At 45.5% G+C, this 23,078-nt stretch carries 19 protein-coding genes; 16 read left to right on the forward strand and 3 right to left on the reverse strand.

The window, feature by feature from the left end; all coding sequences use genetic code 11:
- Window positions 1–58 precede the first annotated feature (58 nt).
- Window positions 59–478, forward strand: a complete 420-nt coding sequence (locus AAC033_RS00110) for a DUF1801 domain-containing protein (protein WP_339734064.1) — start codon at window positions 59–61, stop codon at window positions 476–478.
- Here the strand turns inward: AAC033_RS00110 and AAC033_RS00115 are convergent.
- The 3 genes from AAC033_RS00115 to AAC033_RS00125 form a co-directional block, all read right to left on the reverse strand.
- Window positions 463–3,606, reverse strand: coding sequence for an efflux RND transporter permease subunit (locus AAC033_RS00115; protein ID WP_339734066.1), 3,144 nt, complete (start codon window positions 3,604–3,606; stop codon window positions 463–465). The genes AAC033_RS00110 and AAC033_RS00115 overlap by 16 nt on opposite strands.
- A complete protein-coding gene (locus AAC033_RS00120; protein WP_339734068.1) occupies window positions 3,603–4,835 on the reverse strand; it encodes an efflux RND transporter periplasmic adaptor subunit in 1,233 nt (410 codons plus the stop codon). The genes AAC033_RS00115 and AAC033_RS00120 overlap by 4 nt, the downstream gene beginning before the upstream one ends.
- A gap of 67 nt (window positions 4,836–4,902) precedes the next feature.
- Window positions 4,903–6,348, reverse strand: a complete 1,446-nt coding sequence (locus AAC033_RS00125) for an efflux transporter outer membrane subunit (RefSeq protein WP_339734070.1) — start codon at window positions 6,346–6,348, stop codon at window positions 4,903–4,905.
- A 286-nt stretch (window positions 6,349–6,634) separates the two neighbouring features.
- On the opposite strand from AAC033_RS00125, the gene AAC033_RS00130 reads away from it, so the two are divergent.
- The 15 genes from AAC033_RS00130 (at window position 6,635) to AAC033_RS00200 (ending at window position 23,076) form a co-directional block, all read left to right on the forward strand.
- Window positions 6,635–7,204, forward strand: a complete 570-nt coding sequence (locus AAC033_RS00130) for a DUF502 domain-containing protein (protein ID WP_339734072.1) — start codon at window positions 6,635–6,637, stop codon at window positions 7,202–7,204.
- Between the two features lie 190 nt (window positions 7,205–7,394).
- On the forward strand, window positions 7,395–8,333 hold the full coding sequence (locus AAC033_RS00135; protein ID WP_339734074.1) for an ATP-binding cassette domain-containing protein: 939 nt from the start codon (window positions 7,395–7,397) through the stop codon (window positions 8,331–8,333).
- Window positions 8,326–9,660, forward strand: coding sequence for an ABC transporter permease (locus tag AAC033_RS00140; RefSeq protein WP_339734076.1), 1,335 nt, complete (start codon window positions 8,326–8,328; stop codon window positions 9,658–9,660). Before AAC033_RS00135 ends, AAC033_RS00140 begins: the two co-directional genes overlap by 8 nt.
- A gap of 234 nt (window positions 9,661–9,894) precedes the next feature.
- Complete coding sequence (gene cysK, locus AAC033_RS00145) at window positions 9,895–10,809, forward strand: cysteine synthase A (protein ID WP_339734078.1); 915 nt, start codon at window positions 9,895–9,897, stop codon at window positions 10,807–10,809.
- A 236-nt stretch (window positions 10,810–11,045) separates the two neighbouring features.
- On the forward strand, window positions 11,046–11,573 hold the full coding sequence (locus AAC033_RS00150; protein ID WP_339734080.1) for a mechanosensitive ion channel domain-containing protein: 528 nt from the start codon (window positions 11,046–11,048) through the stop codon (window positions 11,571–11,573).
- 404 nt (window positions 11,574–11,977) lie between these two features.
- Window positions 11,978–14,377: a heavy metal translocating P-type ATPase metal-binding domain-containing protein gene (locus AAC033_RS00155; RefSeq protein ID WP_339734082.1), complete on the forward strand. Its 2,400-nt coding sequence runs from the start codon at window positions 11,978–11,980 to the stop codon at window positions 14,375–14,377.
- A gap of 152 nt (window positions 14,378–14,529) precedes the next feature.
- Complete coding sequence (gene ccoS / locus AAC033_RS00160; RefSeq protein ID WP_339734084.1) at window positions 14,530–14,739, forward strand: cbb3-type cytochrome oxidase assembly protein CcoS; 210 nt, start codon at window positions 14,530–14,532, stop codon at window positions 14,737–14,739.
- A 4-nt stretch (window positions 14,740–14,743) separates the two neighbouring features.
- Window positions 14,744–16,894 (forward strand): cytochrome-c oxidase, cbb3-type subunit I, encoded by a 2,151-nt coding sequence (ccoN, locus tag AAC033_RS00165; RefSeq protein WP_339734087.1) that lies wholly within the window; start codon window positions 14,744–14,746, stop codon window positions 16,892–16,894.
- 3 nt (window positions 16,895–16,897) lie between these two features.
- A complete protein-coding gene (locus AAC033_RS00170; protein WP_339734089.1) occupies window positions 16,898–17,077 on the forward strand; it encodes a cbb3-type cytochrome c oxidase subunit 3 in 180 nt (59 codons plus the stop codon).
- Window positions 17,078–17,094: 17 nt separating this feature from the next.
- On the forward strand, window positions 17,095–17,730 hold the full coding sequence (locus AAC033_RS00175; protein ID WP_339734091.1) for a cbb3-type cytochrome c oxidase N-terminal domain-containing protein: 636 nt from the start codon (window positions 17,095–17,097) through the stop codon (window positions 17,728–17,730).
- 21 nt (window positions 17,731–17,751) lie between these two features.
- Window positions 17,752–19,161: a cytochrome c oxidase accessory protein CcoG gene (gene ccoG / locus AAC033_RS00180; protein ID WP_339734093.1), complete on the forward strand. Its 1,410-nt coding sequence runs from the start codon at window positions 17,752–17,754 to the stop codon at window positions 19,159–19,161.
- 91 nt (window positions 19,162–19,252) lie between these two features.
- Window positions 19,253–19,702 carry a FixH family protein gene (locus tag AAC033_RS00185; RefSeq protein ID WP_339734095.1) on the forward strand — a complete coding sequence of 150 codons (450 nt, stop codon included), beginning with the start codon at window positions 19,253–19,255 and terminating at the stop codon, window positions 19,700–19,702.
- Window positions 19,699–20,421: a sulfite exporter TauE/SafE family protein gene (locus AAC033_RS00190; RefSeq protein ID WP_339734097.1), complete on the forward strand. Its 723-nt coding sequence runs from the start codon at window positions 19,699–19,701 to the stop codon at window positions 20,419–20,421. The genes AAC033_RS00185 and AAC033_RS00190 overlap by 4 nt, the downstream gene beginning before the upstream one ends.
- A gap of 228 nt (window positions 20,422–20,649) precedes the next feature.
- Window positions 20,650–21,444: an SCO family protein gene (locus tag AAC033_RS00195; protein WP_339734099.1), complete on the forward strand. Its 795-nt coding sequence runs from the start codon at window positions 20,650–20,652 to the stop codon at window positions 21,442–21,444.
- A 15-nt stretch (window positions 21,445–21,459) separates the two neighbouring features.
- A complete protein-coding gene (locus AAC033_RS00200) occupies window positions 21,460–23,076 on the forward strand; it encodes a cbb3-type cytochrome c oxidase subunit I (RefSeq protein WP_339734101.1) in 1,617 nt (538 codons plus the stop codon).
- Window positions 23,077–23,078: the final 2 nt, after the last annotated feature.

Genomic DNA, 23,078 nt, shown 5'->3' on the forward strand with positions numbered 1-23,078 from the left:
AGCATTAAAATCCAAAACCAGTGGGAGCTGCAGTTTGTTATGAATAAAAATTTGCGTTATGGCTGAATTAAAAACGAGACCCAGTAGTTTCCCGTTGAGCGATTTTCTCGAAACTATCGAATCGGAGCAGAAAAGAAAAGATAGCTTCCAGTTGCTTGAAATCATGCACCGGGTGACTGGCTTCGAACCCAAAATGTGGGGAAACGGTATGATCGGTTTTGGAACATACCATTATAAATACGCCAGCGGACGTGAAGGCGATTGGTTCCTGACCGGATTCTCACCCCGAAAACAAAACCTGGCCATTTATCTGATGTCCTGTGAAAATGATCAAAATCTGTCCGAACATTTCAGGAAACTGGGGAAACACAAAACCGGCAAATCCTGCCTTTACATCAAAAAACTGGCAGATGTCAACCTGGATGTATTGGAGCAAATAATCGTCGAATCGGTGCAAATCGTTCAATCCGATAATTGAGTCGAAATCTCCTGTCGCCTAGCCTTCAACCAATCAACAACATCTTCCAAAATCATATATAAACTGGGAACAATAATCAGGATGATGGATGTGGCAAAAATAATCCCAAACCCCAGCGAAATCGCCATCGGAATCAAAAAGGTCGCCTGCCGTGAGGTTTCCAGAATAATTGGAGTTAAACCCCCAAAAGTAGTGAAGGTAGTAAGCATAATGGGCCTGAAACGCCGTAAGCCTGCCTCATGGATAGCATCAAAAGCAGACTGATCTGAGCGTTTTCGGTTGGCATAGTCGATCATGATCAACGAATCGTTTACCACGACACCCGATAAGGCGATCACACCCATCAAACTTATCAGCGACAGATCGTAGCCCAGCAATATGTGCCCGATCACGGCACCAACAACTCCGAAAGGGATAGACATCATCACAATCAAGGGCTGGACATAGTTATTAAATGCAATCGCCAGCAAGGCATAGATGATTAACATGGCCAGTGAAAATCCACCCCACAATGCCTGGGTTGATTCCCGCATCTCCGCCTGGCTACCCTCAAAACTCCATGTTATTCCCGGAAAGTCTGCTCTCAGTTGCGGCAGTGTTTCCGAATTGATGGCTGCCAGCACGCGCGAAGTGGCACTGGAAGGTTCCACATCCATACCAACAGTGACGATCCGCCGCCCATTACGCCGGTTGATGCTGGTAAAAGCTTCTCCTGAGGTTAATTCAACCACGTCGTACAAAGGCACCTCCGTTCCATCCGGAGCCCGGATGATCAGGTCTTCCAAATGAAAAATATCCTTCCGTTCTTCGAGTGGCAACTTAACCCTGACTTCCACTTCGTTTGTTTCCCTAAGCAGCCGCATAGCCAGTGCTCCATAAAATGCATCGCGTACCTGCTGACCAACATCAGACGGCGTGAAGCCCAGACTTCTCCCTTCTGGCAACAACTTAAAATCATACTGCATCTTTCCTTTGTCATAATTATCGCTGATATCGCGGGTATTATCAAAGGCAGAAACCCGTTCGAAAAAGGCTTGACTGGCTTTTTCCAACACGTCAATGTCTGAATGGCTTAAATCCACGCTGATATCCTGTTGAAATCCTCCCGGTCCTCGTTCGGCTTCAAACGTAATTTGGTCCACACCTTCAATATCACCCAATTCATCGCGCCACAGAGCAATCACGTCACTTGCACTCATGTCACGCTCATCAGGCGGTAGCATCACAATTTCAACGTCGATGAAATTTTGTCCGCGCACGTTGGTTTTTATACCTTCAGCCACGCGGTATAAATCATGCTCGTCAAACATCTTTTGGGTCGATTGTGTAATTTCATTCGCTACTTTGGCTGCCTGGTCAGGCGTAGTGCCCACCGGCAGTCTCACACCTGCTTCTATTTCATCGGCTGAAACTTCGGGCATCATAATCATTCCCATGTGATCGCTGTATCCGTAGCCTCCTACAATCAACAGCAAAGCCAAAGCCACACTCAGAGTGATGTAACGATGCCGCAGACATAGCTCAAGAAATGGTCGGTAGCGCCGATCGACAAACCGATTGAAAGCCCCCGCGAACCTTTGTTGCCCAAATTCAATATACCGAATCGCTTTGAATGTTTTTTTATCTCTATGATTACTATGTCCTAAATGTGCCGGAAGAATAAATAAGGCCTCAAAGAGTGAAACGGCCAACACAATGATTACCACGGCAGGCAAAGGCCACCAGAACTTACCCGTTGTGCCAGGAATGAAAAGCAGCGGAATAAACGCAATAATATTGGTCAATATACTGAAAATGACCGGCCGTGCAATGTCTTTTGTCCCGGCAATGGCAGCCTGCATGTTTCCCATTCCATGCTGCCGTTTTTCATGTACATTTTCTCCTACCACAATGGCGTCGTCGACCACAATACCAAGTGCAACAAGAAAACCAAACATTGAAATCATATTCAGGCTAACCCCTGCCATCGGCAAAAACAAGATGCCACCAATGAAAGAAATGGCCATACCCATCATTACCCAAAAAGCCAGTTTAATTTCCAGAAAAAGTGAGAGGATGAGCAAAACAATCACGATGGCCAGAATCCCGTTTTCGGTGAGCAACGACAAGCGTTCCCGATAATCTTCAGCCCGATTGCTGTCAATTCGGTGTTTGACTCCCGGCGGAAGAGACCGTTCAAACTCGTGAAGCACCGATTCCACCGTTGAAGCAATCGTCAAGGGCGATTGATCTCCCACACGAAATATTTCTATTTCAACAGACTGTTGCTGGTTAAATTGACCATGAAAACCTGACTCTTCAAAGCCATCGGTAATCTCCGCCAGGTCGGCTAAAGCAACGACCGCCCCATTTCCAGAGCTGATTATCTCGATCTTTCCAAACTCCTCGGCCCACTGCTTCCGCTCTTTCATGCGCAACAGAATTTCGCCTGTTGCTGTTTCCACGGCACCCGCCGGGATATCTTCACTTGAGCGAACTAAAATATCAGCCACTTCTCCCAGGGTCAAGTTGTACTCCCGGAGCTTATGCCTAGGAATTTCCACATGGGTCATAAAATCAGGTACATTCCCTATTTCAACCTGGGTAATCCCTTCTGCGCTTAATAACCGTTCACGCAGCTGTTCGGCCAGTTTCCGAAGGGTCCAAATATCGACATCGCCATACAATCCGATCTCCATCACATCCTGTTGCTGAGATTGGAGCACGACTTCCGGCTCTTCAATATCATCGGGAAAAGTGCGAATCCGGTTCACCGCCTGGTCGATATCCTGAAAAGCTTTCATCCGCTCGGTTCCGGTTACCAGCTCAATCACCACGGTTCCGGATCCTTCACGAGCGGTCGACGTAATTTCCTCAATTCCGTCAACGCCCCGGATGGCTTCTTCTACCGGCATCAAGATTCCCATTTCCACCTCCGAAGGCGCAGCTCCCGGGTAAACGACACTAACTTCAACAATATCGAGCTGAAACTGTGGAAAGACTTCTTTTTGAATATAGATCATGGTGTAAATGCCACCGCCAATCAAAATCATCATCAGCAAGTTCGCTGCAATGGAGTTCCGGGCCATATATGAGATTAACCCTTTCCGATCCTTTTTCCTTATCTTTCCTGAAATTGAACGGCTCATCTACTGCCTCCTTCCGAATCATGATTTTCAGACTGATTCTGATTGCCTCCTGCCTGTGATGCATTGGCGGGCTCTTCCACACGAAGTGCGGCTCCATCGACAACGGTCGATAAATTCGTGGTAACCACCTGGTCATCTTCATACAGGCCACCAGTAATGTAGGCGTAATGCTCATCGCGAAAAATAATCTCCACATCACGGATACGTAGTTTTCCATCTTCCATCACCCAGACTGTTTCATTTTGACGAAGGTAATCTCGATTCAAACGAACGACATCTTCCAGTTTCTTCCCTTCTATTTCGGTTTTCAGAAAAGCTCCAATCATCAATGGAGGCAGGCCTTCAGATGCCGGCTGCTGTACCAATGGATCCTTTACTTCAACCAGCACGCGTGCCAAGCGGGTTTGACTCTCCAAAGCACCCACCAGTTTGTATAAATGCCCTGAGCGGAATTCGTCCGCCCCCCAGGCAGTCCTGCTCCGAATTTTGACCGGCGATCCTTTTTCTCCATCATCGCCTGGAAATGAAAGCCAGTGCAACTTGGCCAATGGAATGGTCACTTCCACCCAGTACACATCCATGCCCACCAAACGCCCAAGGCTTTCACCGAGCGAGACCTGCGAACCCAAGGCCACATCGCGGCTGAGAATATGCGCATCGAACGGTGCCCGAATAGTTGTCCGCTCCAGATCGAGCTCAGCCTGTTTTACGGCAGCCTCAGCCGACTCAACCCGCGATTTAGCTGCATTTAACTGAGGTTCGCGAAGAACCAGCGCCTTATTTTCACCGATTAGGCCTTCTTCTACCAGCTGATAGTCCTGCATGGCAACATGCTGCCTCCCCATTTCCATCTCCAGATCAGCTTTCGCCTGAAGCAGTTCGCTCTTTCGCATTTGAAGCCTGTTATTATAATCTGCCGGGTCAATCATCAGCAAGCTTTGTCCTTTGCTTACAAACCCGCCAGGAGTAAAAGCCTCCGAACGATGAACCACCTGCCCACTCACCCGCGGACTTACCACGACCTCTTGTGCCGGAATAACCACCCCTGTTGCAACGACCAAAGGTTGATAATCTCCGCGCTCAACACCGCTTACCTCAACCAGCATGGCGCTTTCGCGGGTTGCCCCTTCGCTGGTAGCTTTGGGTTCGGTTGAAAAAATAACCAAGGTAACTGCAACCGCAGCCAGTAAAATCACCAGGCTTATAAAAAGTGTCTTTTTAGGATTCATATGATTTGGATCTGGTTTGCAAATTTGATTGTCATCATCGGCTGTTGTCTATTTTTGGAACCTAATGTTAGCCCGGCAAATCGGTTTCGCGTTTTGTTTCGAATCCGCCGGCCAGTGCTCGATACAAAGCAATCCGATATTCCAGCAACTCCAAATTCGCTGCAAGAAGATCACGCTGCAATCGTTGCTGCTCATCCAAGGCCGTCAACACATCAAGGTAATTGCTCATCCCGTTAAAGTAAGCCAACTGCAGCTGCTCATAAGTTTGCTTCGATAAACGAACCTGTGACTCCAGGCTTTGAATGCTCTCCGCCTGTTTCTGCTCCTGAATCAGCGCATCTTCCACTTCGCGAAAAGCCATCAAAACTGCCTGCCCATATTGGTGCAGTCGTTGCTGTCTGACTGCTTCCGACCGATCAACCTCAGCATTGATCTGGCCCCCGTAAAAAAGCGGTGCCAGCAAACTCCCGGCAACAGAATAGGCCCAATCGTCGAACAACTTATCAGCGTTAATCGCCGCTGTAGAAATTGAAGCTGTCAAGTTCAGCCGCGGATACCGACTGCTGATGGCTGAAGCCAGTTCCCGATCGGCAGCCTGAAGCAAATGAAATGCGCTTTGCACATCCGGGCGTCGTTGTACCAACTCAACCGGCAACCCCGTTTCAGGCAAAGGTGGAAGCTCCGGTAAATGATCGGCAGCATCACTAAGTGCCTGCCGGGGCACTTGTCCCAACAACACTGCCAATTGATGCTTCAGCATTTGAACGCGCACTTCAGCTGCAATTTTTTGCCCGGTGGTACCCTCCAACAATTGCTCCTGACGTAAGATGTCTACCCCGCGTATCAAACCACTACCAAACCGCGCCTTAATAAGGCGCAACACTTGTTCATTAATTTCAACCTGCTCATTCGCAAGTTGCAACTGATTTCGGGCTTCGGTCAACTGATACCAAGTTCGGACAATCTCAGCCGTAAGCGACAATGCGGCGGTTTGATAATCGGCATAGGATGCCTTTGCACGGAAGCGTTCTGCATCAAGACCCGACTGGATTCGGCCCCACAAGTCAATTTCATATTCAGAGCTTAATCCAAGCTGAAGCACTTCGCTGTCGCGGAACTGTGATTGCGAGCGATTTCTTTCGGCATGCACCGAACCATCCAAACTTGGGAAAAGCGCTGACGCCTCCCTATCAGCCACTGCACTGGCGGCCCGTAGCCGTTCCCAAGCTGTTTTTAGATTGAAGTTGGAATTGAGCGCACTGTCAACCAAAGCATTGAGCTGTGGGTCTTCGAACACAGTCCACCATTGTTCAGGGACCGCCTGAACGCCGGACTCAACAAACCTCTCGGGACTATCAACAGGAATCGAAACGCTTGTCATCCTGGGTGAGCAGTTCAGCAGCATACCCGACAAAACCGCCAATGACAAAATGCGCCCAAACCGTTTCCATATTTGAGGCCAGGTTCTTTTTTCGTGTTCTAGCCAATACGCTGTATCACTAATCTGATTCATATTCAATCTTTTAAATTCCAGCTTATTAAAAATTAACAAGCTCCTGTTCAGGGAGGTTCATCGAAACCGGAATCAAAGAACTAACATTTGTTAATGGGCTCCCACATCCGACAGTGATTCCTGTATGAGCCAACAGTCAATCGCAAACCAATTACTTATCAAAAAATACAAAGAACACTCCCGGATCAATTCCGACGGACGGGTTTATTTTGTACCTTTCCCAAACCAAAAATCTGGCGCTTCTGCAACTCAATAATGGACTCAGAACCTTAAAAAATACAGGCAAATGAAAAAGTTACTTACTTATTTTATGCAAGGATTGGTGTTGGTTGCACCCATCGTTATTACCATTTATATTGTCTTTCTTATTTTTGATTTCATTGATGGAATTTTGCGAAACCAACTGGAAAGCTGGTTTGGTTATGCCATCCCCGGCCTGGGGTTGCTGATTATTGTGGGTCTGATTACCGTTCTTGGCTTTGTCGGGCAATCCATTGTTTCGAGCCCCTTTAAGGCCCTGGCAGACCAGTTACTCAAAAAAGCGCCGCTACTGCAGGTGATTTATAGCTCGCTGGTCGATTTGTTTTCCGCATTTGTTGGCAAGGAGAAAAAATTCAACCGGCCGGTTCTGGTTGAAATCAACAAAGAAAACAACCTGTGGAAGATTGGCTTCGTAACCCAGAAAAGCATGGCTGAAATGGGAATGGAAGGCTTGGTTGCTGTTTACTTCCCACACTCCTATAACTTTTCGGGTGAGTTGTACATGATTACGGCATCGGCCGTAAAACCACTGGAAATGCCTCCTTCCGAAGCGATGAAATTTGTTGTTTCAGGTGGAGTAACCAAAGTCAACTAACATCAAAGGAATTTCAGTCAGTTAATTTTGCAAAGGATGTGTTAGCAGGCCGAAACCACTCAGGGATTAAAATCGGCCATTCACCGAAAAAAGGCGTTGCTTTTTGTTATTTTACTTAAATTTGATACCTGCTACGAGCAAATCATGTGATAAAACGAGCTATACGTAAACGCAACCTAAAATTAGATTCATGGAAATTTTTAAAGCGACCAATGTCGTTAAAGATTATGCGGGACACCGGGCTTTGGATGAGGTCAGCCTTAGCGTCAAAGAGCAGAGTATCTTTGGCTTGCTGGGCCCCAACGGAGCCGGAAAAACGACCTTAATCCGGATCATCAACCAAATTACGGCACCCGACAAAGGAGAGATTGAGCTGTTTGGCCGGAAACTTAAAGCCAGCGACATTCAACACATTGGCTACTTGCCGGAAGAACGTGGCCTGTATAAAAAAATGAAAGTAGGCGAACAGGCCCTGTATCTGGCACAACTGAAAGGGCTAAGCAAGCAAGACGCGCTAAAAGGACTGAAGTACTGGTTCGAAAAGTTTGAAATTCAACCTTGGTGGAATAAGAAAGTGGAAGAGCTTTCGAAAGGGATGCAGCAAAAAATCCAGTTCGTCATTACGGTGGTTCACAAACCCAAGCTGCTGATTTTTGATGAGCCTTTCAGTGGTTTTGATCCCATTAACGCCAAGCTGCTGAAAAATGAAATCCTCAACCTGAAGGAACAGGGTGCCACCATTATTTTCTCCACCCACAACATGGGATCAGTGGAAGAAGTCTGCGACCATATTGCCCTGATCAACCAATCTAAAAAAATACTGGATGGACAGATTGATACCATCAAAGAGCGCTATAAACAAGACATCTATGAAGTAGAAACCAGTGCCGCCCACGATGTAACTGCTGAGTTTAGCCGCAATGGTTTTCAACTAATCGACTACCAACTGAAAGGACAAATTCAGCGTGTAAAGTTTCAGGTAGAACATGAAACACCGACGAACACCTTACTTCAAAACCTGATGGAAAAAATGGAAATTCGCTCTTTCCGTGAGGTGATCCCTTCGATGAATGAAGTGTTTATCCAAGTTGTAGAACAAGCAAACCCCAAAAAACAAGCTCATGCATAAGTCATTTTTAATCTTAAAGCGGGAATACCTTACGCGGGTACGGAAAAAATCGTTCATCATTTTGACATTGCTGGTTCCTTTCCTTTTTGCCGGATTTACCATTCTTCCGGCCTGGTTGGCCATGCAGGACGACGAAGAAGAGCGGACTATTGGGGTTTACGATGCCACCAGCCAGTTCGACCAACGATTGGAAAACACCGATTTTACGAATTTTGAACGCATCCAAAAAGCTGAATTTGAAAGCATTCAGCAAGATATCAAATCGAGCAAATATTATGCAGTGTTGTACATTCCGGAAGACATTCTCAACACCAACCGTGCCCGGCTACTCTCTGACAAGCAGGTTACCTTCGATATTAAAAACATGATAGGAGCCAAACTGGAAAACCTGATCGAGTCGGATAAAAAAGCGGTGATCATCGACCAGTCAGGCATTCCCGATTTGGAGGAGAAACTGGAGGCTGCCCGCACCCGAATCCAACTGGAAACCATTAAGGTTGACGAGAAAGGAGGCGCCGTGAAAAGCTCAACTGAAATTGCCATGGCCGTTGGCTACGCTGCAGGATTTATTATTTATATGTTTGTTTTTATTTATGGAGCCATGGTGATGCGTGGGGTAATGGAAGAAAAAACAAGCCGGATCGTCGAGGTGATTATTTCATCGGTAAGACCCACGCAACTGATGTTTGGAAAGATTGTCGGCATTGGGCTGGTTGGCCTTACCCAATTGGTTTTTTGGCTGATCCTCATATTCTTAATTGTGACCGGGCTACAAGTTTTTCTTAGTCCTGACCAAGCGGAACTCATGCAGCAATCACAAAGCATGATGGCAGCCAATCCTCAACTTCAGGGAGCTGCCCAGGAAAATGCGGTTCTTAATATTATCGATCTGGTTGGTAACCTGAACATTCCACTCATTCTGTTTTCGTTCCTGTTCTACTTTTTAGGCGGATTTCTCATCTATTCCTCGCTCATGGGTGCTGTTGGAGCTGCTGTTGACCATGAAGAAGAAGCGCAGCAACTGATGCTTCCGGTAACCATTCCACTTATTTTTTCGATCATCATTCTGTTTCCTGTGGTGAAAAATCCTGAGGGAGCCTTGGCGTTCTGGGCATCGATGGTGCCCTTTACCTCCCCCGTCATCATGATGGTCCGCGTGCCCTACGGTGTTCCTTTGTGGGAATTGCTGCTATCCATGGGAATTCTGATCGCCTCTATTTATGGAACGATTTGGGTTGCTGGAAAAATTTATCGCACGGGTATATTAATGTATGGCAAGAAAGTCAATCTTAAAGAAATCGTTAAATGGCTTTTTTATCACAATTAAATCAGAGTAAATTGTATTTTATTGGAATATTTTATTTATAATTGTTCCACATAAGCAAAACAACAAATCCTTATGAATTTCACCTTCTCAAACATGTGTATGTGCTGTTGTATGAATACAACACGGGGAAGGTATGTTTAAGATGCAAGATTTTAATTCGTCAGAGATATTAGCAGGCCTTCCAGTATTTGGAAGGCCTTTTTTAATTAAAATAACCCTTTAAAAACAGCAAATATGAAATTTAACAACATCCTTGAGACAATTGGGAACACGCCGAGCGTTCGAATTAACAACCTTTATCCTGAAGGTTACGAAGTGTACACCAAGTTGGAAAAAGCCAACCCTGGCGGTAGTATCAAAGACCGTATTGCCCTAAAAATGGTTGAAGATGCAGAAAGCAAAGGCATTCTGAAGCCAGACTCGTTGATTGTTGAGCCAACTTCGGGCAACACCGGAATTGGACTGGCTTTGGTTGCCGCAGTGAAAAAATATAAGTTGATTCTGGTTATGCCGGAGTCCATGTCCCTGGAACGTCGTCGGATTCTGACGGCTCATGGAGCCGAGTTGGTGCTTACTCCCAAAGAGAAAGGAATGAAAGGTGCCATTGCCAAGGCGGAAGAAATTGCCGCCGAGCATGCTAACGCATGGATCCCTTCGCAATTTGACAATGAAGCCAACATAGCCGCCCACCGCGACCATACCGCCCAGGAAATTTTGAATGATTTCCCTGAAGGATTTGACTACCTGATTACCGGGGTTGGTACCGGCGGACACATTTCGGGGGTGAGCGAGGTTTTGAAGAAGCGCTTTCCGAATTTGAAAACGTTTGCCGTAGAGCCCGAACTTTCACCTGTCATCAGCGGCGGAAACCCCGGACCACACCCCTTGCAGGGAATTGGAGCCGGCTTCATTCCCGAAAACCTGAAAACAAAGTTGCTCGACGGAACCATCCAGGTTTCAAAAGATGACGCTTTTGAATATGCCGTGCGCGCCGCCAAAGAAGAAGGCTTGTTTATCGGCATCTCATCGGGAGCTTCGCTGGCAGCGGTAGCCAAAAAAATTCAGGAACTTCCAAAGGGATCGAGAATCTTAACGTTTACTTACGATACCGGCGAACGCTACTTATCGGTGGACGGACTTTTTAAGTAAACCCGACTAATGATACTCTCTCACAACTGGCTTGTCTCTATTTGTCAGCTGTCAGCGATTAACGAGATTCAGCATTCATTCAAATGTCTGCTTCCACACAAAAAAGATCGGCTCTTCCGGTCTTTTTTTGTGCGATAACCCTTCACTATTTTCTTTCCAATCAATCAGAGGCTTGCAGCAAAACCGAAGGATTATTGCTATTTTTGCGAAACTAATTTTACAGATACTCGACAACTATGGGACCCTATAAATTGCAAATCATACAAACAGTAATTGTTGTGGTATTGCTGCTAACGATCCGGTTCATCATTAAACATTCCATCAACCGGACGCTCAAAAAATTTAATTTCACATTGCAGCGGCGGAAGATCACATTGAAGATTATGAACTTCTTCATCATCATCAGCGCCATTATTGCCTTAACCGGAATTTGGGGAATTGAGCGGGAAAAGCTCATGATCTTCATTTCATCGGTGCTCACCATTCTGGGTATCGCCTTTTTTGCGCAATGGTCAATTCTTTCGAACATTACTGCGGGCTTGATTCTTTATTTCAACCATCCGATGAAATTGGGCGATCACATCCGGGTACTGGAAAAAGATTTTATCATTGAAGGCGAAGTCCACGATGTGACCTTCTTTTTTGTACACATTATCTCGCCGGAAGGTGACCGAATTACGATCCCCAACTCCATCGTTTTGCAAAAAAACCTGTCGGTTGGTCACCCGGAAAAAAAGAAAAAGACACCCCGCAAAACCCTCTAGCATAGACGTGCCCATTGTTTAAATTATTCATGGCTGGAATACCGGAAAAAATCGTTTGAGCATGAAAAATAGTGTTGCAAATGAACTTCCGGACTCTTAAAATACAGCAAAAATCCGTCCGGACAGTGAAAAAAGCAGTTTGAACACAAAAGGGAGCGCCTGAAACGCAAAAAAAATGATCCGAATACAAAAAAACAGCTTTGAATGCTTACCCGAGCATAAACATTGCGTTTCAATTCCTTATTGTTTCCTGACTGCTCGGCGGAGTATACCGAATAAAAGCTTTAGCCGTTCACCTGTCATTTTTCAGACAACAATGCCAACAGCTTACAATTTTTTGCAACCTTTAAATGCAAAATGTGTTCTATTTGCAAAAATCGAATCAACAACTAAAAGCTTGACTCTTGAAGAACGATCATCAAACATGTATTCACTGCGGAGAGGACTGCGGCCCGGTTCCGATTATCTGGAATGCAAAGCCATTTTGTTGTCAGGGTTGTCAAACAGTTTACCAGTTGTTGAACGACAACAAGATGGATCAGTATTACAGCATCCAGAAGGCCCCCGGAATCAAACTGAAAACCGATCAAATCCCTTCGGATGAAAAGTTTGCTTACCTGGACCTGGAAGAGATCCGAAATGGTCTGCTCGATTTCTCTGACTCCGGTGTTTCCAAAATACGTTTTTTCATTCCGGCCATCCATTGCGCATCCTGCATCTGGCTGCTGGAGAATTTGCACACTCTGCATCCCGGGGTGATTCAGTCGTCGGTTAATTTTCCCAAAAAAGAAGTCAGCATCACCTTTCGCGACGACGAAATCACACTGCGACAGCTGGTTGAACTGCTGGCCTCCATTCATTATGTTCCGGAAATCAGCCAGCAATCGATGGAAAAGCCCGAAAAAGGAAAAACCAACAAAACCCTGCTGATCAAGATCGGGATTGCCGGATTCAGCTTTCTGAATGCCATGCTGTACCATTTTCCGCAGTACCTGCCCGGCAGCGAATCCCTTGAAGTCGAATTCCGCATTATCTTTGGCTGGCTGAGTTTTTTACTCAGCCTGCCGGTGTTGTTCTATTGTGCCAGTGACTACTTTCTGTCGGCCTGGAAAAGCTTGCGCAAAAAAATCATCAGCATTGATTTGCCCATTGCGCTTGGCCTGATCACCCTGTTTGTTCAAAGTTCAATTGAACTGATTGTTGACCAAGGAATTGGTTATTTCGACTCACTAACCGGTCTGGTTTTTTTCCTGTTGATTGGCAAGTGGTATCAAAGCATTACCTACGAGGCGCTCACTTTTGAACGCAACTATAAGTCCTACTTCCCGGTGGCAGTGACCAAAGTGACCTCAGAAGGCAACACGACCATCGCGCTGAATGAGCTGAAAGCCGGCGACCGGATTTTGGTTCGCAACCAGGAGTTGATTCCGACTGATGCGACCATAGAAAAGGGAAATGCCAGCATCGACTACAGTTTTGTTACCGGCGAGTCTATTCCGGTGGCAAAAAAACCCGGCGATTTCGTATTTGCGGGTGGGCGCCAAACCGGTAGTGCCATTGAACTTTTGGTGCAAAAGGAAGTGGAACAAAGCTACCTCACCCAACTTTGGAATCAGGACAACAAGAAGGCAGACGACGGCACTCCCATCTCTGGCATTATGGACAAAGTCAGCCAGTACTTCACCATCGTCATCATCACCGTTGCGCTATCGGCCGCCATCTACTGGAACTTTGCCGACGCAAGCAAGGCATTATTCGCGTTTACATCGGTACTGATTATTGCTTGCCCCTGTGCGCTGGCACTCACCATTCCGTTTACTTTTGGAACCACCATGCGCCAATTTGGGCGAAAAGGATTTTACCTGAAAAACACAGCGGTAATCGAAAAGCTATACCGCATTAAAACGGTTGTTTTCGATAAAACAGGAACCATCACCCATGCACAATCTTCCAAAATTGAATTTCGGGGCGAAAAGCTGACCGGCGAACAAATCCGACTGATCAAGTCGCTGGTTTTTCATTCCACCCATCCGTTGAGTAAAGCCATTTACGAATCCATCAAGGAACCGATCATCGATGAAGTTGCTGATTTCCAAGAGATCCCTTCAATGGGAATTACCGGTAAAGTAAAAGGAACAAAAATCAACATTGGCTCTCAATACTTTGTTACGGGTGATCAATCATCAGATAAAGAATTAAAAACGCAAGTGTGGGTTTTCATTGAAAACAAAACCTTGGGCTATTTTCAGTTTGAAAACAACTACCGCGAAGGACTTGCCGAAACCATCGCCAGTCTGCAAACGAGCTACGAGCTGCATTTAATTAGTGGCGACAACGAATCGGAGCGGCAAAACCTGCTGCCTTTATTCCACGACCATGCCCGTCTCAATTTCAACCAGTCGCCAACAGACAAGCTAAACTACATCAAGAATTTGCAGCGAAATCGGGAAGATGCCCTGATGATTGGTGACGGACTGAATGATGCCGGAGCACTAAACGAAAGTAAAGTTGGACTGGTGATTGCCGACAATATTTACAACTTTACACCAGCCTGCGACGCGATTTTGCAAGCCGAAAAGTTTGCCTCGCTCCATCGCTTCATCCAGTTTACCAAAACCAGTATGCGCATTGTTTGGCTGTCGTTTTTGATTTCATTTTTGTATAATATTGTTGGAATTTCATTTGCAGTACAGGGTAATTTATCGCCCATCATTGCGGCCATTCTCATGCCGCTAAGTTCCGTAACAGTCGTCGCATTTGCCACGTTTTCAGTTAATTTTATGACCAAGAAAAAACAGCTTTAAAAACTGGTTCAAAACTCTTCCAAAAAAATTGCTTATTTTGGGGAACAAAGTTTGAGCATGCTTGTTGTTTGATTCTGATTTGTGGATAAATGTTGTGACCCGCAGCAGTAAAGCAAAAGCAAAAAAACTAAAAGTGAACTAAAACCAAAGGTATGTCGGTTGTATTTGTATTGATTATTATTGGGATTTTAGTGGCATCCGTTTTTCTTATTGCATTTATCTGGGCTGTTCGAAACGGGCAGTTTGACGATTCTTACACCCCATCCGTCCGCATTTTATTTGATGATCCGGTTTCTTCGAAAGAAAACGATCGCGACCTGACAGAAGACAAGTCGCAGAAAAAGCAATCTATTAAATCATAGCTATATGGAATTACAGAAGTTCACCTATGACAACAGGATTACGCGGGATTTTGCCGTGGCAACGATTGTGTGGGGTGTCGTAGGCATGTTGGTCGGCTTATTGGTAGCCTTGCAGATTTTTATTCCTGAAATGAATTTCAACCTGGAATATACCACCTTTGGCAGAACCAGGCCCGTGCACACCAACGCGGTCATTTTTGCCTTTGTTGGAAATGCTATTTTCACTGCCGTGTATTACTCCTTGCCACGTTTGCTGAAAACAAGCATGTACAGCAGGCTGCTTGGCAAAATTCATTTCTGGGGTTGGCAGTTGATTATTGTTGCCGGTGCCATCACCTTGCTCATGGGCTACACCTCAGGCAAGGAATATGCCGAACTGGAATGGCCCATTGACATTGCCATTACGCTGGTTTGGGTCGTTTTCGGAATCAACATGTTTGGAACCATCCTTCAACGCCGGGTGAGCCACATCTACGTCGCCATTTGGTTTTACATTGCCACCTGGGTGACCGTTGCCGTCCTTCACATCGTCAATTCCATTGAAATTCCATACAGCCTGATGAAAAGTTACCCGGTGTATGCCGGAATCCAGGATGCGTTGGTCCAATGGTGGTATGGGCACAATGCCGTGGCTTTTTTCCTGACCACCCCTTTCCTCGGATTGATGTATTATTTTGTTCCAAAGGCAGCCAACCGGCCCATCTATTCTTATAAATTATCGATTGTCCACTTTTGGTCCTTGATCTTCATATACATCTGGGCAGGACCACACCACTTGCTTTACAGCTCGCTGCCCGACTGGCTTCAGGCTTTGGGAACTACTTTCTCCATCATGCTGATCGCACCAAGCTGGGGAGGCATGATTAACGGCTTGCTAACTCTGCGTGGCGCCTGGGACAAAGTCCGAAAAGATCCGGTTCTAAAAATGTTTGTGGTTGGAATAACCGCTTATGGCATGGCTACTTTCGAAGGGCCCATGATGTCGCTGAAAACGGTGAATGCCATTAGCCACTTCACCGACTGGACCGTTGGACACGTCCACATTGGCGCGCTGGGCTGGAACGGCATGTTAACCTTTGGTATGTTATACTGGCTTGTCCCACGACTATACAATACGAAACTTTACTCAGTCAAGCTGGCCAACGCGCATTTCTGGATCTCGACGCTTGCCATTATTTTCTATGCCGTCCCGCTTTACATTGGTGGAATTACCCAGGCACTGATGTGGAAAGAATTTACTCCGGAAGGCTTTCTGGCTTACCCAAACTTTCTGGAAACTGTGACCCAGCTCATCCCGATGTATGCCACCCGGGCCTTTGGAGGTTTTCTATATGTAGTTGGCATGCTCATGCTGGTATTTAACGTGATTAAAACTGCCAAACAAGGGCAATTGGTGGCCGTTGAAGAGGTGGAAGCCCCGGCACTGCATGCTCAACCTGCTGTGAAAACCAAGTCGGAAAGCTGGCACGGATTTTTGGAACGTAAACCCATTCGCTTCCTGATTTTTGCAACCATCGCCATCCTTATTGGAGGTGTGTTTGAAATCATCCCGACTTACCTGATCAACTCGAACGTTCCCATCATTTCGAGCGTACAGCCCTACACGCCCCTCGAACTACAGGGTCGCGATATTTATGTTCGCGAAGGATGTTACAATTGCCACTCGCAAATGATTCGGCCATTCAGGTCTGAAACTGAACGGTACGGAGAATATTCCAAAGCAGGCGAATTCATATACGATCATCCCTTCCAGTTTGGCTCCAAACGGACAGGCCCCGACTTGGCACGCGAGGGTGTAAAAACTGGCCGGTTATACAAGCCCAACGCCTGGCATTACAACCATTTTATTGATCCGCAAAAGATGAACGAAGGGTCCATTATGCCTAAGTATCCGTGGCTGGCCGAAAAAGATATCGATCTGAAATCGACTGCACCAAAGATCAGGGCGATGAAACGCCTGGGGGTTCCCTACCCTGACAACTACGAGCACAAGGCAAATGATGACCTGCAGAAGCAGGCCGAAGAGATTGCTCAAAACCTGCGCGAAGCTGGAATTGAGACGGAAAGCACCAAGGAAATTATTGCGCTAATTGCCTACATGCAACGCCTGGGTACAGATATTATGAAACCACAAATTGAAGAAGAGGAGGAATAAACCATGATGAAAGAACACTTGCAAAGCATCATTGGCGTGGAATTATATGCCATTATTGGCTTTTTGATTTTTTTTGTATTCTTCATTCTGGTCACCCTGCACACCATTCGGATGGATAAGAGCCGGGTCAGACGATTAAGCGAAATTCCGCTGGAAGATGAATTTAGAACGAACCAGGAGTAGCCTAAAATAGAAATCCTATGAGCACAACAGAAGATAAGCACCACGAAAAGCATCAGCCTCAAGCCGAAATCGACGAGGTAACCAATGACCAGTTACTTCAAGGACACGAATTTGATGGAATCCGGGAGTTGGATAACCAGCTTCCGCCCTGGCTGAAATACCTGTTTTATGCCAGCATTGTGTTTGCGGCTTCCTACCTCACGCTGGTTTTTGTTTTTGAAGACGATCGGGTGATTCAGGCCAAAGAATATCAAAAGGAAATGGCCGCTTATATTGAGGAAGAAGAAACTGCAGAAGAAGACGAACAAGCCACTCCGGTTGAACGAACCCAAGAGGAAATTATGGCTAGCGGAGAAGCGACTTTCTCAAAAATCTGCTCCGTTTGCCATGGCAAGTTTGGTGAAGGCCTTGTTGGCCCGAACTTCACCGATGAATACTGGATTCACGGAGGATCGCGCGAAGACATGCACGAAGTAATTGTTACCGGGGTAATTGAAAAGGGAATGATTTCCTACAAAAACCTACTCTCTGAAAGACAAATTCAGGATGTCATCACCTACATCAAGAGTTTGCAGGGCACCAATCCGCCAAATCAAAAAGCTCCTGAAGGAGAAAAATATGATCCAGAACCTCAAGAAGGAGCGCAAAGCTAACCGACTTTCATAAAGACAAACATGGACTCAGCAGCAAAAAACACCGCCAATCAACAAGATAGCTTTCGCGATCAAATGGCTACTGTTGACAACGAAGGAAAACGGGTATGGCTTTTTCCCAAGATGCCAAAAGGCAAGTTGTACAACTATCGGCGGGTTGTTGCTTACTCGCTGTTGCTGTTTTTCTATTTGGCTCCACACCTGAAGATGGGAGGAGAACCACTTCTTTTTCTGAATTTTGCTGGACGGAAATTTGTGTTCTTTGGAAATACGTTTTATCCGCAGGATTTTCACTTGCTGATTTTCCCGGTCATTGCCCTCTTGGTGTTCACCATCTTGTTCACCGTTGTTTACGGACGTATTTTCTGCGGATGGACCTGTCCACAAACAGTGTTCATGGAATTTTTGTATCGCCCCGTTGAATACCTGATTGACGGTGATCGTCGTAAACAACAAGTACTTGCACAGCAAGAAATGAATATGGAAAAGTTTTTGAAGCGGACCGTGAAGCATGCGCTTTTTCTATCCATTTCGTTTTGGACCATTCTTACGTTCTGGTCTTATCTCATTGGCTTTTCCGAAGTGCAGGTTTATCTGTCCACTTGGCCAAACGCCAATTTCTCCGCTCTGCTTGTCGTGCTGGCCTTTACTGGGGCACACTATTTTGTATTTGGCTGGTTTCGCGAGCAGGTTTGTACATTGGTTTGCCCCTACGGAAGACTACAAGGTGTGATGCTTGATAATGACTCCATTGTGGTGGCCTACGATTACGTTCGTGGCGAACCGCGCGGAAGAGGCAGAAATGAGGAAAAAGGGGACTGTATTGACTGCAAACGATGTGTGGATGTTTGTCCAACCGGAATTGACATCCGAAACGGTACGCAAATGGAGTGCATCAACTGCACGGCTTGCATCGATGCCTGCAATTCAGTCATGTACACCGTAAACAAACCCAAAGGGCTGATCCGATATGCCTCGGAAAACTCCATTATGAAAGGGACAAAACATGCTTTGAATGCCCGAGCAATTGCCTATTCTGTTGTGCTGGTGTTGCTGGTGGGGCTGGCCAGCTACTCATTCATTAACCGCGGTGATATTGAAACCACACTCATTCGAGCACAAGGAACCATGTTCCAGGAATACGGAGCCGACGCTTACAGCAACTTATACAATATGCAAATGGTGAATAAGACCAAAGAACCGATCACTGCAGAACTGAAATTAATTGCACCCGAAGGAAAAATAGTCGTTATGGGAGATGAGCTCAGCATTGAAGTTGGAAAAATTGCCAAGCGTAATTTACTAATCATCCTGAATAAAGATCAGCTAACAAAATCCAACACGCATTTACGCATTGGGGTTTATGAAAATGGAGAACTGGTAGAAGAAATCGGGACAAGTTTTGTTGGGCCAAATTCACTGGACTATTAGGTCCCGGAGCAGACCATTCTTTTTTTTTATTACGTTTTCCACAAGTACGCAACGATCAACAAAAGCGTTCGAAAAACTTAAAACAGCAGCTATGAAGATAAAAATAAATTGGGGAACAGGCATTGTTATCGCACTTCTAATTATGATGTCGGCCATGCTCTTCCTGGTCTCCATCGCTGTGAGGCAAGATTTTGATTTGGTTGAAAAGGATTATTACCAGAAATCGGTGAATTACCAAAACCAGATTGACAAGATCAACAATGTCAGCAAACTGGAAGTGCCCGTTAAATTAATTCAAACAGAGAAGGCCATTCAGATTGACTTTCCAGTACTGTTTCAAAACGAACTACTTGCAGGCACCATTCACATTTACAGTCCGGTGAGTGAAAAAAACGACCTGACTTTACCAATCAAGCTAAATGACGCATTAAGCCAATCCATCTCGGTAAAAGACTTGCCAAGCGGGCGCTACAAGGTAAAATTGGACTGGATTTCGAATGAGAAACCCTACTACCAGGAACTTGAAATACAACTACCATGATTTTCGATTTCATTGCACCATTAACCATCGGATTGGTCGGCAGTTTTCATTGCATCGGCATGTGTGGCCCCATTGCGGTGGCCCTGCCCTTGAAAAACCATAGCGCAGGAGCAAAAATTGCCGGCGGCTTACTCTACAACATTGGCCGTACACTAACTTACGCGGTGCTTGGCTTACTGTTTGGACTTCTGGGTGCTGGTATTCACTTGGCCGGTTTTCAGCAATGGACCTCCATTTTGCTTGGAGCAATCATGATTTTGAGTGTTCTCTTTCCGTATTTCTTTAAGCAGCGGATCAACCTGGGCACCTTGTTTACCGGCTATGCCGGACGGCTCATTTCGAATCTGCGTAAACAGTTTTCCAACCATTCTTATCAGTCACTTTTCAGTATTGGATTGCTGAACGGCCTGTTGCCCTGCGGACTGGTTTACGTGGCCATTGCAGGAGCAATCAATACGAATCATGTTTTGGCCGGTGCCTTATTCATGACTTTATTTGGTTTGGGAACCATTCCAATGATGTTGCTGATATCGCTATCAGGAAACATGATCAGCACACGGTTACGAGCCGGAATGCGCAAAGTGGTTCCTTACTTCATAGTCCTGTTGGGAATCTTGTTTATTTTGCGCGGATTGTCGCTTGGCATACCTTACATCAGCCCAAAATCAGAAAAATTAATCCCCATCGAACGGGCAATGGAAGATAGCTGCTGCCACTGATAATGAAAGGAAATAAAATTCTAATCCTTGAAGCAGAATAAATTAGAACCACAGCATGACAATCAAAAAGAATTGAAGAACAGGAGAACCGCATGGAATCTCAAAAAAATAATGGTTTAATTTCTTTTTTTTATAAACATTCGGTAGTGGTTTTGGGTTTCTTATGGTGATAAAGTAAGTAGGTCTTTCTATCTTGTGAAAATCAAAAACCAAGAGGCTAAAAATAATATGAGGCTATTTCCAAAACAATTGCTGTTTTTTCTTGCCATTATACTTCAAATCAACTCCTTTGGGCAGATCAATCCTGTCTCCGATGCGCCTGGTGATCCTGAGGTTGGTGTTGTTGAGCATTTGGATGAGTTTCTGCCGAATGACATCTACATTACCGGACTTGATTCGCAACGGGTTTTACTGACTGACTTGATTGACAAGCCAACGGTTTTAAACTTTGTTTATTATCGTTGCCCTGGCATTTGCAGCCCCTTAATGGAAGGACTTGCAGAGGTAATGGATCGATCAGATTTGAAACCAAATGAAGATTACCAGGTGCTGACCATCAGTTTTGATCCATCGGAAACACTGGACTTGGCCGAACGAAAAAAAACAAACTATCTGAATCTGGTCAATAAAAAAGAGGCCATTAGTGCCGGCTGGAAATTTTTTATTTCGGATAGCGCCAGCATTGACAAAGCGACAAAAGCAGTTGGTTTTCAATACAAAAAGACAGGCAATGATTTTTTACATGCCGCATCGGTCATGGTCATCAGTCCCGATGGAAAAATAACCCGCTACCTCAATGGAATTTATTTTTTACCTTTTGAATTTAAAATGGCCATTATTGAAGCTAATAAAGGACAATCGGGGCCAACAATTAATAAGATCTTACAATTTTGCTATTCATATGATCCTGTTGGGCAAACCTATGTTTTAAACGTAACGAAAGTTGCCGGCTCAATCATTCTGTTTTTTGCATTGGTTATTTTCCTGTATTTAGTATTTAAACCTAAACGAAGAGAAGTTTAACAAACGAACATTTATATGCAAGCAAGTTCTAAAATCCCCACTGATGTAAGTTATTTGGAATACGAAGGCAAGCATAAAGGGTTAAAGGCGTGGATTTTTTCTACCGACCATAAGCGTATTGGCCTGCTGTACCTGTATTCCATGATGACCTTGTTTTTAGTTGGAGTTATCCTGGGCCTTGCCATGAGGTTTGAGCTGATTGCTCCAGGTAAAACCATCATGGAAGCCAAAGATTACAATGCAGTTTTCACAGTTCACGGTGTCATCATGATCTTTATGATTGTGATCCCAGGACTGCCGGCTGTTTTTGGAAACTTTATGCTCCCGATTATGATTGGAGCCAAAGACGTGGCCTTCCCTAAATTAAATTTATTATCCTGGTGGGTATACATTGCCGGAGCATTTCTGGTGATCACATCCGTTCTTTTTGGTGATGGGTCGCCCGACACCGGCTGGACCTTTTATGCACCGTATAGCTTTAAAACCGGGGCCAATATGCTGCCTGCCATTTTCGGAGCTTTTGTGCTGGGTTTTTCATCCATCCTCACCGGGCTAAACTTTATTGTCACCATCCACCGTATGCGTGCCCCTGGCATGACATGGACCAAAATGCCACTGTTCCCCTGGTCACTGTACGGCACAGCATGGATTCAGCTGCTGGCTACTCCTATCGTTGGAATTACACTGGTCTTGGTGGCGTTAGAAAGGATTTTTGGTATTGGGGTGTTCGATCCGGCTCTTGGCGGCGATCCGATCCTGTACCAGCACCTTTTCTGGATCTATTCGCATCCAGCGGTCTACGTGATGATTCTGCCCGCCATGGGAGCTATTTCTGAAATTATTCCAACCTTCTCTCAAAAACATATTTTCGGTTATAAAGTCCTTGTGGTATCTACCCTTGCAATTGCCTTTATTGGATACTTTGTCTGGGGGCACCACATGTTTACATCCGGAATGAGCGGAACAGCTCAGTACACTTTTTCCATACTGACATTTCTGGTAGCTATTCCCAGCGCCATAAAAGTATTCAATTGGATTTCCACCATGTACAAAGGATCCATCAATGTACAAACCCCGTTTTACTGGGCAGCTTCTTTCATTTTTGTTTTTATGATTGGTGGTTTGTCAGGACTGGTTGTGGGAGCTTTGGCAACCAACGTTTACCTGCATGATACGGCGTTTGTCGTTGCCCACTTCCACTTTATTGTGTTTGGCGGTGTCGGGTTCTCCTTTTTTGGAGCCATTCACTACTGGTTTCCCAAAATGTTTGGGCGGATGTATGACGCCACCTGGGCAAACATTGGCTGGCTAATCTTCACGATCGGTTTCCTGGCCCTATACTCTCCCATGTTCTACCTGGGAATGCAAGGAATGCCACGCCGTTATTACGATTATCTGGAAGAATTTCACGCCGCAAATATTTTATCAACGTTGGGATCGTGGGTAATGACACTGGGATTGATTATTGTGATCATTAATCTGTTCCGTTCAGCTAAAAACGGGCCCATTGCTGAAGCAAACCCGTGGAATGGAAAAACGTTGGAATGGACCGTTCCATCACCGCCGCCGGTTGAAAACTTTGATGAAATTCCTGAGTACAAAGAAAACGACGGACCTTACGAATATCAATAAAC

Origin of the sequence: uncultured Sunxiuqinia sp. (assembly GCF_963974515.1) — a bacterium.
In the GTDB taxonomy this organism is placed as follows: Bacteria; Bacteroidota; Bacteroidia; order Bacteroidales; family Prolixibacteraceae; genus Sunxiuqinia.